Origin of the sequence: Paracoccus benzoatiresistens (genome assembly GCF_026913015.1) — a bacterium.
In the GTDB taxonomy this organism is placed as follows: Bacteria; Pseudomonadota; Alphaproteobacteria; order Rhodobacterales; family Rhodobacteraceae; genus Paracoccus; species Paracoccus benzoatiresistens.
In genome coordinates this window covers 1-12,135 of sequence record NZ_JAPTYD010000080.1, presented here as the reverse complement: position 1 = coordinate 12,135, position 12,135 = coordinate 1, and the positions used below count along the sequence as shown (strand labels likewise).

The following is a 12,135-nucleotide window of genomic DNA, read 5'->3' as shown; positions in this document are numbered from 1 at the left end:
GATCATATGCCAAGGCGACTTCAACCAGATCGGCGCCCACGACGTCGCTTTGTTTCGACAGGCTTGATCGTCGCCAGAAGACGCGAAAGGGCAGGGCGCGTGCGGTCGGCCCCAGAGGCCTGCTCCTCGTGGATGGTGTCACAGCCGACGGCGCGTAACTCCCTCAGTTGGGGATCAAGCGTCTGTTCGAGGGTCGAGACCCCGGCATAGCCGATCAAAGCCATGGAGGGCCTCCGTTGCCGATACTTCCGGCGCGCCATTACACAACGACAGGACGCGAGTAAACGGTCGTTTGAAGAACATTTTGGGAGGATGGGGTAGGGACGGCGGAGGCCCTGTCCTCAATCACGGCACAGCAAATACAGCGACATCGTGGCTCTTCTGTAGCGGATTCTCTGATCCTTGTACGGCGACCCAAGGTTTCACCGACGACAGACTGCCTACCAGGCTGCTTCTTGCCCCTAAGGATGTGGAGCAGTCCAGATAGCCTCCTGTGATCCGCAAAAATCGTGTTTTGTACGTTTTAAGTGAGAAGGGGCAAGCATTTTAAGCCATCTTTTGAACGTGGAACCGGGACCGGCTCTCATGCCTTTCAGCCAAGAGGCATAAGACGAGCAGCACATCATGGACCCTTTCGCCTTCTATGCTCTGGTCGTGGATAACAATCCGCTGTTCCGGATGAACGCTCAGGCAATCCTGGCCAAGGCCGGATTTCGCGTCTTTGCGGCGGCAAAGTGCGAGGATGCCTTGGAGATCCTCTCCAAACGCGGTCATGGCATTACCCTGCTTTTTACGGACGTCGAGATGCCCTCGGGTACAATGACCGGCTTTAGTCTGGCACGGTACTGCGCATCAGGGTGGCCGCATATCGGCATTCTTGTAGCCGCGGGTGCAAACCTGCCGAAGCAGGGGGACCTGCCTGCGCATGTCAGGTTCATCCAGAAGCCCTTCAACGAGGCTGTCGTAAAGCATCACCTGAAGCAAGTACTGCCAGAGCAGCAGCAACCTTGCCGCCTCAGGATGGCTTTGGTGCAAGACCAAGGCGTTCCTGATTTTGGAGAGCCATGGCGCAGTCCATCCGATCTGCGGAACGAAGGCTAGCCTGGCGTCGGAGGCAGCAGACCTAACCCTGCTTGGGCGATATTTCTTATGGGATAGCTATTCTTACCTTCCGCTGCATAGAGGTATGCCTGCATGGTCAAAAGGTCTCGATCCAGAGCAAAGTCCCATCGCGGGAAAGCGGGTGTGACAGCGGCCGGCGCCGTGATGGCGGCCGTTGCCACCGCAGCAGGTCAGGCAGCGATCCGCGCCATGAAGCTGGCCGCATTGGCCCCTGCCGCGGGGGCCGGAAGCAGCACATCTGCCAGCAAGAAATCCCGTGGAACTGGCAAGCCGCTGCCGGAGGGCCTTGCGCCGCGGGCCCGCAGGGCGGCAGCCCCATCTGGTGCATCCTTTCGGACAGCCGTCCATGACGGAGCTCACGGTATGCGGCGCTACAAGATCTATACGCCTGCCTCCGCGGTCTCCTCGCCAGACCCTCTGCCGCTTCTGATCATGTTGCACGGTTGCGGACAGACGCCGGATGACTTTGCCAAGGGCACAGGGATGAATGCCCTGGCCGAGGAGTTCCGGCTGCTCGTCGTCTATCCGGCGCAGCCGCGCGAGGCGCATCCCAATCGATGCTGGAACTGGTTCCGTCCGGGCGATCAGATGCGTGACGCGGGCGAGCCCGCTCTGATCGCCGGCCTGACCCAAGCGATCATCCGGAGCCATCACGTCGACCCATCCCGCGTTTATGTCGCGGGCCTGTCAGCCGGCGCATCGGCGGCCTTGGTCCTTGCGAATAGTTACCCTGACCTCTTTGCCGCGGTGGGGGCTCATTCCGGGCTTCCGGTGGGTGCCGCCCGGGACAAGGCGTCTGCCCTGCTTGCCATGAGACACGGAAACCCGGGGAGCCGACTTCGGGCAGCCGTGCCGACGATCATCTTCCAAGGCGCCGAGGACAAGATCGTCAATCCGCGTAACGCGCGCTTTGCCGCGATCCGGGCAGCCGAGCCTTGTTCAGGATTGCGCAGCACCGAGACACGAGGCAAGGTCACGGATGGCCACGGCTATGCCAAAGTCACGCATCGCGTGGGGCAGGGGCGTCCCGCCGTCGAGCATTGGCTTGTCCAGGGCGCAGGGCATGCATGGTCCGGAGGCTCCCGCGCCGGTCGCTTTGTCGATCCGGCCGGGCCGGACGCCTCGCGGGCTATGGTGCGCTTTTTCCTCCGGCACAAACTGTCCGTTCGCCGGCGTGGCGGTTCGTTTCCTGCATAAAGGATTGGCGACGCAGAGAGCCAATCAAAGACATTCGTCTACACTGCAGCGAATGCAGGTTTCGGCCGGGGCTGCTCCAGGGATGATTGCCTTGGAGAAGTGCGCACCTTTAAATGACACCGTCATAGCTCATCCTCTGAGGACGTCAGTCCTCAGACCGATCATAGCCTCTTATCACTCACCTGCCAAAGTTTGGGACAGAGCCGGTTGCATGACCAAAGCGATGTTGGACATATGCGCGCGCATCGGCGTGAGGTCCGCTGCGGATGGGTTGCGGCTCTCTGCCGCCTCGGCTGTGGCGGAAAATAGCAGCCCAGGACCGCCAGACAAGCGGCCTGTACCTCGGGGAGAACACGAGACAGGGGTTGTCTGGCGGCCTCGGCAAGAAAGATGCGTGCTTCTTGTCGATCCGTCGCGGCCGTGAGCATCACCGCACGGATGGCCGTAACCGCCGGCGGGGCGATCTGTTCCCGGATATCCATAACACCCGTTCCGACCCGGCAGTAACGTAGAGCCGGTATTGTGGGTATGGCAGAGGAGACGGGTTAAGAATGTGAGCCCATAGACGACATCCGTCGTGTCTTCAGGCTTTTCGGTGCAAGCCGTTGTCCAGAATGCTGCCTCCAGCGTCCCGGAAAAATACGTGTGTCGGCGAGGATCAAATCCGTACCGCACCGCGTGCGAGGCACGATCGACTCCTTGCACTTTACACAGGACAGAACTAGAGCCCGCTGCCGAACAACTGAACATCCTCCATGAATGCGCTGACACAGCTGTCCCTGCCAGTTGGGGATCGTCTTTTTCGATCTGACCTGATCGCGGGCTTTGAGTGCGGGCTGGTCCATGCGGGCGGCACGACCTGCTCTGCACGACCCGGCACACGCCGACGGACAGAATGTCCGACCACCTGCGTATTGCCCGCGATCATGGGCTGCTGACAATCAGAGACGGGCTGGTTCCGGGACATAACGCGCTCGAGCGGCTGAATGTGGCCCATCGCGCCGGAATTCAAGGCATCTGGGATCTGTCCCACTATCATCGCAATCAAGATCCCGAACGCTGCGCGCAGATTGTCGCAAAAGCCGCTTGCGACATTTGCAGCAAGGAGCGGCTGTGGCTGTGCCCGGTCAATGAGCCTGCACTTTACCCGCTCATAGCCGGCATGCCGGTGAGCGAAGCCGTGAACATGGCTATCAAAATGGCGCGGGTGGCGCGGGATCATCATCCCAGTGTCAGCATTCTTACCAATGATCCGATCACGGGCATTGGTGAGCGTCAGTTCGCGGCCACGGATGCGATCGTTTCGGCTGTCGATGTCGATGTCGTAGGGGTCAATTACTATCCCCACACTGCGCGAACGGTTCTTTCGAAGGTCCTGCTGAAGACGTGGCGCCGCTATGGCAAACCCGTCATGGTGTCCGAAACGAGTTGGCATGACGGGCATCCGGTCCACCACCGGCGCCATCCTGGTTTCAACAAGAAACATTGGCTACGCCTCGTGCTGGATGAAGTCGCCGTTGCCAAAGAACGAGGGGTGGAGATTGCAGGGGTCTGCTGGTATCCGATCCTCGACTGCCCGCCCTGGCATGCGCCACGTTCCCACTCTCGTTGGAGCCACGGGCTTATCCGGAGCGATCTTTCGGTCGATCCTGAGCTGTCAGCGGCTTTTACACAGATGGTGGCTGACACCGCAGTGTAACAGGGTCGAGTGTTGTGTAACGGCCGGCAGTTTCGTCCCGATCTGTGCCATCACGCGGCCATGCTCGCACAGGATGTTGCCCTCGGTCGCCACAACCAGCCGGTCCGGGTAGACCCGCAGATTGACAGGCCGGTTCGCGAAAGACGTCGGAACACTATAGCGATTGTGTTCGAAGCTGAACAGGCAGGTGGGCGAGACACGTTTGCTCAGCTCGATGAGGCCATCGCAGACCGGGGGCAGCGGCATCAGTGCGGCCCGCTCCTCAGACCAGACATCGGTGATCGTGCCGGGCAGCGTGCCGGGTCACCTGCCACCGCTCGAGGCAACGCTGCTCCAGCCAGGCATTCAAGCTGGCAAGATCAGGAATGCTTGGCATTCCGTGCTCTCTCCGAGCCATTGGCCCGGAGAGATGACCGCTGCGATTGTCAGGTGCCGGGTAGGTCCGAGGCGCCATGAAGAAAGAAGCGCACCGTTGCTGCCGAGGCATCGGGTCCGCGTGGATCGGTGTAGGAGCCGCTCGGGTGTCCGCCGGACCATGCGTGCTGCGCGCCGTCGATCATCCAGCTTTCGATCCCATGCGTGCCGTCCTCGCGCTTTACGACGAGGCGCGTGTACCCGCGGGTTCCACGTGCGGCGTCGGGCTCGATCCGGGAGATCTTCCCCGCAGTGCCGCCTTTGCCGGCAACGATCGCTTTGGCATTGGACGGGTGAACCGTGGTGTCGGCGCTGCCATGAAACACGATCACCCGCGGCCCTTCTTCCGGACGAGCCGCGGGTTTCCTCGAGGGCACTGGATCGATCCCGGCCTGTCCGCGCATCACGGCAAAAGCGGACATGACGTCATTGGCGGAGCCGTAGGCAAGGCCCGAGTGAACCCCGACCGCGCTATAAAGCTCCGGATAGGTTTCCCCCATGATCACCGCCATCGCGCCACCGGCGGAAAGACCGGCCACGAAAATCCGGTCCCCGGGGATGGCGTACTGCTCGCGAAGGCTTTCCGTCAGTCCGGCGATGATCGCAGGCTCACCGGCATCTCGCATCTGGTCGCCGGGACGAAACCAGTTCCAGCAGGACATGGAATTGTCGCCCCCGGTCTGCGCCGGGTAGACGACGAGCAGCCGGTGCTCTTCGGCCAAGGCGTTCATCCCGGTGCCGGCAGCGAAGTCTTCCGGGTTCTGCGTGCAGCCGTGCAGCATCACGATCAGGCCCTGCAAACGGTCTGCCGCGGTTGACGGAACGTAAAGCCGGTAGCGGCGCGTGCCAGCTGCGCAGGAGTACCGCTCCTCCAGAAACTGGGCGCCGTCAGGCAACGGCAACTCCGGAACCTGCAAAGGTCGACCCAGACCCGGCAGTCCTTCGAGGTTCAGCCCCTTTCCGCCTTCTTGCAAAGACCGGATGACCTCGCCCAAGGGTCTGCGCAGCCGACCCGTTCGGAAGGAATGTTGGTCAGTGTGATCCAGACCCGGCAGCAATGCCTGCGACATCTGCGTGGTCCTGGTCGGATGGCCGGCAGCCATCCCGCCGCCTGATCCTGGCAGACCCGCAAGTGCCAGTGCGTTCTGGACGATTGTTGTCACGCCAGCCGGATCACCGGACCGCAGGGTGCCAGTCGCGCGGAGGATCTCCGCAACGTAATCAGTGGTCATTTTTTCTACCTTTCCTGCCGCTTGCGCGACTATTTGATCCGTGAGGCCAGAGCGGCCTTGATCTCTCGGCTTGCCTGCAGCGCGCCCAGGACCGTCAGCGAGCCGATTGTCTGAAGGGCAAGGTCCGGCGTGACATCGGGGGCGATGCGGATGAGGCCCACGACCTTGACATGAAGCGTCTCGCCGGCAGCCCGAGCGGCTTCCAATTCAGCAGTCCCAAGTTCCAGCAGACCGACCTCGAGCCTGTGCCGCTCGATCGAGCGCGACACCTCTTCCGACTGGCTGCGCAACTGATTGCGGATTGCCGTCCGGATGAAGTCGGTCCGGTTCGAGAAGAAACCTTCCTGGATCAGCAGATCGATCCGGCCGAGGTCGACATATCCCAGGTTGATGGTGATTTTCTCGGTCTCAGGTACCTGCGGCCGCAACTGAACGACTTTGTCTGACATCTGATATTCTCCATCCATGTGGATGGTATATGGATGTTCATCTTGGCAGCGCAAGAGCAAGAGCCAGCAATCTGGTCCCTCAATCTCGGGCGCATGCAGGGAACCATTGAAATGGTTTGTGCGTCGTTATGCTGCACTGCAGCATGGCCTCCTTTGGGGTCAAGCCCCAGTTAACGCTGCAACGCAACATAAACCTCTTGAAATGCTGCACCGCAGCATTCATATGGCTGGTGTGGGATGGACGCGGCGATACGTTCCTCAGTCTCTCAATCGCTGCAGCACCAGGAGTGAGTGACATGACAATGATCCCCGATTTTACCAAAACAATGCAGGACGTGATGGCGAGCTTTCCGAGCGACATGTCGTCGATCCAGGACGCCCTGAGGTCGCAAAGCCTGCTGGGCGAAAAGCTGGCCCGCGTGGCGCTGGCCGCCGCAGAGCGTTCGACCGAGATTTCGGCCCGTTGGGCCAAGGACTCGATCACCCGCATGGGCGAACTTGCTGCTGTCAGGCAGGAGCCTTCTGATTATGCCAAGGCAGTAAGCGATTTTGCTTCGCGTTCGGCCGAACTGGCTGCTGAGCACATGGCCGCATATGCTGAAATAGCCAAGACGGTTCAGACGGACACGGTCAATTTGATGCTGACCGCAGGCAAGGACATTGTCCTAGACGCTCAGAAAGCCGCCTAAAAAAGCGACACACTGGCCGTGGTCAAGTATACCGCGGCGGACGCTGCTACGAAGTGATCTGCGGATCCACGATCGAGAAGGGGCGGCTTGGCCGCCCTTTTTCTTTGTCCGAGAGGCCAAGAGGCCTCTGAATTCTGTTGATCTGGTTAGCCCAGGAGTTTCGGAGACGGTCGCGCATTGAAGCGCTCCGGGCTGGCCAATCGGTGCCGAGCCTCCTAGTCGATCCTCTCACTGATCGGCAGCCTCACGCCTCAGGCTTTGTCAGGTTGATGCCGCCAAAGCTTTGTGCTCCACGATCATGGGGCCAGAGGCCGATGCACCGGGACCTCCAAGAACATGTGTGGCAACGGCTGCAAAGAAGACGGCGCTCGCAGCAATCACGAAGAGGTGCCAGATCGTTCGGTGAAATGGCAGACGCGGCATCAAGTAGAACAAAAACCCGGATGTGTAGATCAGCCCTCCTCCCAGGATCAGGGTGAAAACCCAGGGCGACATTTCGTCGAAGAGGGCGCCGCCAGCGACTGCACCTGACCATCCCATCACCAGATAAAGGCTGATCGCGGCGCCACGCAGATGGTCGTCGGCAAAGCTGCGGAGCGCGGCGCCGAGTGCGGCACAGGCCCAGATCGAGATCAGAAACCAGCCCGAGGGGTTTGGCGAAAGCAGAGCAAAGGGGGTGTAGGTCCCTGCAATCTTTACGTAGATCGCAGAGTGGTCGAGCCGGCGCAGCATGCCGGTCCAGACATCCGGGTGTGCCATGTTGTAAAGCGTGGAGCACAGGATCATGGTGATGAGCGCTGCGCCATAGATCGACACACCCAGCACGGCGGCGGGGTCGCTGCCAAGCGTCCAAGTGCGAATGATGAGGATCGGGACCGCCAAGACGGCGGCCGAAAGTCCAACAGCGTGAACAATGAAATCCGAGAGGTTTTCGGCGCGGCTGTAGCCGGTACGCTGCTGCAGACGATTGATCACGGAAGTATCCTGTAAAGAGAGTGAAGCAAGGCAATAACGCCGGGAACCGGCGGAAGATCACCGTGGATCGGAAATGCCGAGCAACAGCCTTCCCGCTTGATTGCCCCCGGGGGTGCGAAGATGTGAGCTTCGGGTCACTGGCTTGACTTGCCACGCCGATGCATTGGGCCAGCAGGGTGTCTCTGTGCAACTCCTCTCGGAGCACCCGCCCCATCAGATGTAGCCCGCACCAAGGATGCGCCACAAATCGACCGGCGGCAGGCCATCGCTGCCTTCCTTTTCTCCGGGCAGACCAGCGAACAGGCTCGATCAAGGACCAGCATCCACAGCATTGGACAAGGTGCCTTAGGCAGCCTTGAGCATAGGCTGTGAAAAGCCCCGCCCGGGAGGGCGAGGCGTTACTGGTTACAAACAGGTTTCAGCTGATCATCAAAGCCAGCAATACCTCGCTCATGAGACTTGCTCGCTCAGGCGCCGTGCGTTGGCTGTGGCCTGCTGATGCACGGGCGCCAGCGCCAGTCCACCCGCATCCATGGTGCGGGTGAGCATGCGCATGCCATGCGCCGTCCAGCGTTCTGCAAGTTCCAGGATATCATCTGCGTGCAACGGGCGTCCGCCAAGCATCAGCTGGCGAAGGTGCTGCGCCTGCTCGGAGGTGTCGATCAAGACCGCCGACCATTGCTCGACAAGGGCTTGGTTGACCTTCGCGGCGGCCACCGCCTTCTCCATCATCATGTCGCCGATCTCCGCATAATCGCCTTCTGCGGGATGGCAGGCTGCGCGGCTCATGATGGTCATTCGCGCTCCTATGACACTGCTTGAGGCAAGCATCATCTCGGTTGCGCGCGCCCCCGTTGCCACCATCTCGGTGCCGGCCGTCATCAGGTCGGTCCAGGCGGCTGTTCCGGCTTTCATCACGTGTTATCCATTTCAGATCAGTCCGCGCGACGGCAGGACAACCCCGGGGGCCGTCCTGCTTCTACGCGATGTCCTTGCAAGAACAGCGCCGCTGCCAGCAGTCCCGGCAACGCCTGCCTCGCAAGGCAAGGAGTTGGTGCTGTTATGCCGTCTCGCTTGCGCGCCGCTCGCGGGCACTCAAGGCGCGCTCCGAGCTGCGTTGCGTGATCTCGAGCATCGCGGTGCGGTGTTCCATCCAGTTGTGCAGGAGGGTGGTTGCAAACTCCCTTTGGGACTCTGCGACACCCTTCAATGTCCTTGACCGCACCAGCCGCTGCGAGAATTCGGCATTGGCGCGGGCAGCCTTGCCGAACCAGTCCGACCAAACGGAGGCGATATCCGACAGGGCCTGCACCGAGGCGGTAGAGGAGATCGTAAGGGTCTGCATGTCCGAGGCCATCTTCTGCGCCGAGTCGCTGTAGATCGTCATCGCCTCCTGGGTGTCGGAGGCAACCTGCTGGGCCCGTTCGGTGAGGGCCTCTGTGACTTCGCGCGCCCGGTTCTGCACCGCGGCTGCACCACGTTCCATCACATCGGCCACCTTCTCGGTCGCCTCGCGGGTAACACGCTCCGCCTCTTTCTGGGCCTGCTCAACAGCACGCTTGGCCTTTTCGGCGTCTGCAGCCGCTGCGCGCTTGTCGGCTTCGGCCTGCTCGGCCTTCTCGGCGTCACGCTTGGCTTGCGCCCGCTCTTCGCGCTTCTCGTCGCGCTTGGCGGTCTCGGCGTCTTCGATGGTACCTTCGATGTTGGCTGCCACGGTGGCGGCCTCATCATCGCTGAGAACCTTGAGAACAGCAGGGAGAAGTTCCTTACGCTCGTTGCGGACGTGCTGCTGGAAGCCCTTGTTCACCTCGGCAAGCGCAGCCAGAAACGCATCGTTGTCCTTCGGCAGACCGGACAACTTCCCGAGAGAGGCGCGCAACTCCTTGTTGCCCTTCAGGGCAACTGCGGCGAGATCCTTGGTTTCAGGATGCTTGTGCAACAGCGGCAGAAGGTGCTGTTCCTCGATGTCGACATAGCGGGCAAGTTCGTCACTCAGTTCCGCATAAAGGCTTTCGCGGGTTTTCACCGCCTGGTTCGAGGTTTCGGAAAGCTTCGTGAACAACGCGGCGGCTTTTTCAGAAGCAGCCTGGATTGTCTGGCGGAGGGTCATGAGAATATCTCCGTGTCACATGCTGGTTGCCAAGGACGTTCAAGCAGGATCATCCGACAAGGATTCGACGAATGCCTTGCTGCAGTGCAGCATAACCATGAAACATGACAGTTATAAGAGCGCAGAGGAATAAAGGTCCAATGGAGAGCTAACTCGGCCGAATACTGCCGCTCTGCAGCGAAAATGGGCGTTCCATCGCCAGCTTCCCAGCCATGGGGAACGAAGCCGACGAACGGTGAACGTCAATTGGCCTGGCCAGCTCTGCTAAGGAACGGCTCGCTTTGTTCGTATGTCTCAGGACGTCGCAAGGTTTGAACTGTCGTTTGTCTCTCTTTCGATGAGGCTCCCGATCAGGCGCAGCAGTTCCTGCTTTTCCGGCCCGAGGCCGCCCTGCACCAGAAACTCACCCAAGCCGATGTCGCTGACGAGGCCCCCGGAGGAAAGGTTAGCGCGATGCCGGACAACAATCCGCCCGCTGTCCCTGTCGTGACACAAGCTCCAGCGGTCGCCGTTTTCGCTTGCATAGAGCAGCCTTTCTTGTGTGGGCACCTGTCTCCCTCCTTTATGCATCGCTGCATTATATTAGCCGGCACTGCGGGACGGTTCTGATGTGCGAGACGTCCCAATCATGTTGTCACCATATCACAGCCACAACCTGCAACAGCTCACAGAACAAGAGCCAAGGCTTGAAAGGACAAGTTCTCATAGCCGCGGTTCTAATGGACTGGATACAATGGCCTTCAGAAATCAATGGCAGAAAGGTTTCTGTTGTAGGCGGATATGCTGGCCGGCGAGTTCGGCCCCGATTGACATTACCAGTGTCGCGGTCGACGCTCCGAGCATCAGCCAGCGAGGATCTCCATGACCGAGACCAGGCCAGACCCAAAGCATTTCCATAGCGCAAATTCCAACGACTACGAGACGATGCTCGACGGGCTTGCCGAGGCGATCTGGAACGAGCTTGACCCCACCGGCGAACAGGCCGCACGAGACCCCTCGACGGCCAGGCCTTACATCATCTTCCTGTGGGTCGATGATCTGGATGACCGTGACGGCTTTCAAGTCCGGGCCGCTGTGGGCGACTTCGAGGACGATGAGGACGACGAGCTTCTGGATCGAATTGAGCCGGACTTCTACATCACCTCCTATGACGACGAATCTCTCGGGCAGATCCGCCAGGACCTGGATGAGATCATGGCTGAACACTTCATCGCGACGACCTTGATGGCGATGAAGACGATGATGAAGATGATGACCAACGGGAAGACAATGAGCGGAGTTAGGGCAACCAGATCTCAATCGTGCCGTTCCTGGGGAAGGGCCGGTAAAAGGTAAAGTCCGACACAGTCGCCCGACCGCCTCCGCCTACCATGTCGCCGATGATGCCCGACACATCCCGGTCTGCTGCGTGGAAATAACGGATGCTCTGCCGCTCGGCCGGATAGCGGACGGGGCGGGTCTCGACCTCTGCGGTGCCCATGATGCGCAGAAGGCGCATCAGTTCCTCAGATCGCTCATATCCGCCGCGTTCGGGATAGTGGATCACAACCCGCGCTTCGGCCAGCGTTCGGGATGGTGCGGCGGCAGTGGCTTCAGGGGCACTCGGCCGGGCTGCTGCGGCAGGCGCACTGCTCCGGGGCGCGGCTGAAGCCGGCGGCGTGGGCTTAGGAAGTGGCTTGGGGGCGGGGTGGGGCACTGGTTCGGAGGCCGGGTCGTACAGGTGCCGCCAGATTTCCTTGGCAGTGGGAAGATCGTTCGCCCCTGCTTGAGCGCCGGCCTGTGTCGCAACCAGGCAGGCGATCAAGGAGAGCGTTGCAAGACGGGCTTTCAGATGGGCGCGGCGTTGCGTCATGGCGCGAGCCTCCGTTTTTCGATGCGTGGCAACCGACTGCAAGAGTAAGGCCCGGAATGCCGGATTCTTAGCTGACTGGGCCCTTGTGTTACGCCGAGCGAAGCTCAACCCCACAAGGCCGCCGGACAATGTGCATGATTGTCACGAAAACGATAAAAATTCTGCCACCTCCCTGAAGGGGACGAGTGGCAACTCTGGGATGCGCGATTTTCCCCCGACCAGCCTTTGATCGAAAAGAGCACTCTGGACGAGGCGACGATCTGACAGTCGAGAAGGCTGATCGACCGGCTTCCGGCTGTGGGTCGACGAAGGTCGACGCGAGCTATGGCTGAATTTGGGTGACGCGGCTTGATCAGGCGGCGCGGCTTTGGCTGGCCTCGTCAGCGACGATGCCAT

At 60.7% G+C, this 12,135-nt stretch carries 13 protein-coding genes and 1 pseudogene; 5 read left to right on the top strand and 9 right to left on the bottom strand.

Annotated elements, in window-relative coordinates:
• Window positions 1–20: 20 nt before the first annotated feature.
• Window positions 21–224, bottom strand: a complete 204-nt coding sequence (locus OU682_RS22050) for a recombinase family protein (protein WP_268944351.1) — start codon at window positions 222–224, stop codon at window positions 21–23.
• Between the two features lie 400 nt (window positions 225–624).
• Between OU682_RS22050 and OU682_RS22045 the strand changes: the two genes are divergently transcribed.
• From OU682_RS22045 to OU682_RS22035, 3 genes are all read left to right on the top strand, one after another.
• A complete protein-coding gene (locus OU682_RS22045) occupies window positions 625–1,101 on the top strand; it encodes a response regulator (protein WP_268944350.1) in 477 nt (158 codons plus the stop codon).
• Window positions 1,102–1,485: 384 nt separating this feature from the next.
• Window positions 1,486–2,319 (top strand): extracellular catalytic domain type 1 short-chain-length polyhydroxyalkanoate depolymerase, encoded by an 834-nt coding sequence (locus OU682_RS22040; protein ID WP_268944349.1) that lies wholly within the window; start codon window positions 1,486–1,488, stop codon window positions 2,317–2,319.
• An 895-nt stretch (window positions 2,320–3,214) separates the two neighbouring features.
• Entirely contained in the window at window positions 3,215–4,018 is an 804-nt protein-coding gene (locus OU682_RS22035; RefSeq protein WP_268944348.1) for a glycosyl hydrolase 53 family protein, read from the top strand.
• 48 nt (window positions 4,019–4,066) lie between these two features.
• Here the strand turns inward: OU682_RS22035 and OU682_RS22030 are convergent.
• From OU682_RS22030 to OU682_RS22020, 3 genes and pseudogenes are all read right to left on the bottom strand, one after another.
• A pseudogene (locus OU682_RS22030) lies at window positions 4,067–4,394 on the bottom strand (Mu transposase domain-containing protein); the annotation flags it as partial.
• A gap of 49 nt (window positions 4,395–4,443) precedes the next feature.
• On the bottom strand, window positions 4,444–5,664 hold the full coding sequence (locus OU682_RS22025) for an extracellular catalytic domain type 1 short-chain-length polyhydroxyalkanoate depolymerase (protein WP_268944347.1): 1,221 nt from the start codon (window positions 5,662–5,664) through the stop codon (window positions 4,444–4,446).
• A 29-nt stretch (window positions 5,665–5,693) separates the two neighbouring features.
• The gene (locus OU682_RS22020; RefSeq protein WP_268944346.1) at window positions 5,694–6,113 is read right to left on the bottom strand and encodes a ribbon-helix-helix domain-containing protein; all 420 of its coding nucleotides are present in this window, start codon (window positions 6,111–6,113) and stop codon (window positions 5,694–5,696) included.
• A 296-nt stretch (window positions 6,114–6,409) separates the two neighbouring features.
• Between OU682_RS22020 and OU682_RS22015 the strand changes: the two genes are divergently transcribed.
• Window positions 6,410–6,802 carry a Phasin gene (locus tag OU682_RS22015; protein WP_268944345.1) on the top strand — a complete coding sequence of 131 codons (393 nt, stop codon included), beginning with the start codon at window positions 6,410–6,412 and terminating at the stop codon, window positions 6,800–6,802.
• A 261-nt stretch (window positions 6,803–7,063) separates the two neighbouring features.
• Here OU682_RS22015 and trhA read toward each other — a convergent pair whose 3' ends face one another.
• From trhA to OU682_RS21995, 4 genes are all read right to left on the bottom strand, one after another.
• Complete coding sequence (trhA, locus tag OU682_RS22010; RefSeq protein ID WP_268944344.1) at window positions 7,064–7,777, bottom strand: PAQR family membrane homeostasis protein TrhA; 714 nt, start codon at window positions 7,775–7,777, stop codon at window positions 7,064–7,066.
• Between the two features lie 450 nt (window positions 7,778–8,227).
• Window positions 8,228–8,692, bottom strand: coding sequence for a hypothetical protein (locus OU682_RS22005; RefSeq protein ID WP_268944343.1), 465 nt, complete (start codon window positions 8,690–8,692; stop codon window positions 8,228–8,230).
• 145 nt (window positions 8,693–8,837) lie between these two features.
• Complete coding sequence (locus OU682_RS22000) at window positions 8,838–9,887, bottom strand: hemerythrin domain-containing protein (protein ID WP_268944342.1); 1,050 nt, start codon at window positions 9,885–9,887, stop codon at window positions 8,838–8,840.
• Window positions 9,888–10,181: 294 nt separating this feature from the next.
• The gene (locus OU682_RS21995; protein ID WP_268944341.1) at window positions 10,182–10,436 is read right to left on the bottom strand and encodes a hypothetical protein; all 255 of its coding nucleotides are present in this window, start codon (window positions 10,434–10,436) and stop codon (window positions 10,182–10,184) included.
• A 312-nt stretch (window positions 10,437–10,748) separates the two neighbouring features.
• Between OU682_RS21995 and OU682_RS21990 the strand changes: the two genes are divergently transcribed.
• Window positions 10,749–11,222 carry a hypothetical protein gene (locus OU682_RS21990; protein WP_268944340.1) on the top strand — a complete coding sequence of 158 codons (474 nt, stop codon included), beginning with the start codon at window positions 10,749–10,751 and terminating at the stop codon, window positions 11,220–11,222.
• Here the strand turns inward: OU682_RS21990 and OU682_RS21985 are convergent.
• Window positions 11,167–11,739 carry a hypothetical protein gene (locus OU682_RS21985; protein ID WP_268944339.1) on the bottom strand — a complete coding sequence of 191 codons (573 nt, stop codon included), beginning with the start codon at window positions 11,737–11,739 and terminating at the stop codon, window positions 11,167–11,169. The two genes, OU682_RS21990 and OU682_RS21985, sit on opposite strands and share 56 nt — an antisense overlap.
• Window positions 11,740–12,135 lie beyond the last annotated feature (396 nt).

Coding starts and splice junctions, on each gene's coding strand:
- OU682_RS22050 (WP_268944351.1), bottom strand. CDS start 224: ATGGCTTTGATCGGCTATGCCGGGGTCTCGACCCTCGAACAGACGCTT.
- OU682_RS22045 (WP_268944350.1), top strand. CDS start 625: ATGGACCCTTTCGCCTTCTATGCTCTGGTCGTGGATAACAATCCGCTG.
- OU682_RS22040 (WP_268944349.1), top strand. CDS start 1,486: ATGCGGCGCTACAAGATCTATACGCCTGCCTCCGCGGTCTCCTCGCCA.
- OU682_RS22035 (WP_268944348.1), top strand. CDS start 3,215: ATGTCCGACCACCTGCGTATTGCCCGCGATCATGGGCTGCTGACAATC.
- OU682_RS22025 (WP_268944347.1), bottom strand. CDS start 5,664: ATGACCACTGATTACGTTGCGGAGATCCTCCGCGCGACTGGCACCCTG.
- OU682_RS22020 (WP_268944346.1), bottom strand. CDS start 6,113: ATGTCAGACAAAGTCGTTCAGTTGCGGCCGCAGGTACCTGAGACCGAG.
- OU682_RS22015 (WP_268944345.1), top strand. CDS start 6,410: ATGACAATGATCCCCGATTTTACCAAAACAATGCAGGACGTGATGGCG.
- OU682_RS22005 (WP_268944343.1), bottom strand. CDS start 8,692: ATGAAAGCCGGAACAGCCGCCTGGACCGACCTGATGACGGCCGGCACC.
- OU682_RS22000 (WP_268944342.1), bottom strand. CDS start 9,887: ATGACCCTCCGCCAGACAATCCAGGCTGCTTCTGAAAAAGCCGCCGCG.
- OU682_RS21990 (WP_268944340.1), top strand. CDS start 10,749: ATGACCGAGACCAGGCCAGACCCAAAGCATTTCCATAGCGCAAATTCC.
- OU682_RS21985 (WP_268944339.1), bottom strand. CDS start 11,739: ATGACGCAACGCCGCGCCCATCTGAAAGCCCGTCTTGCAACGCTCTCC.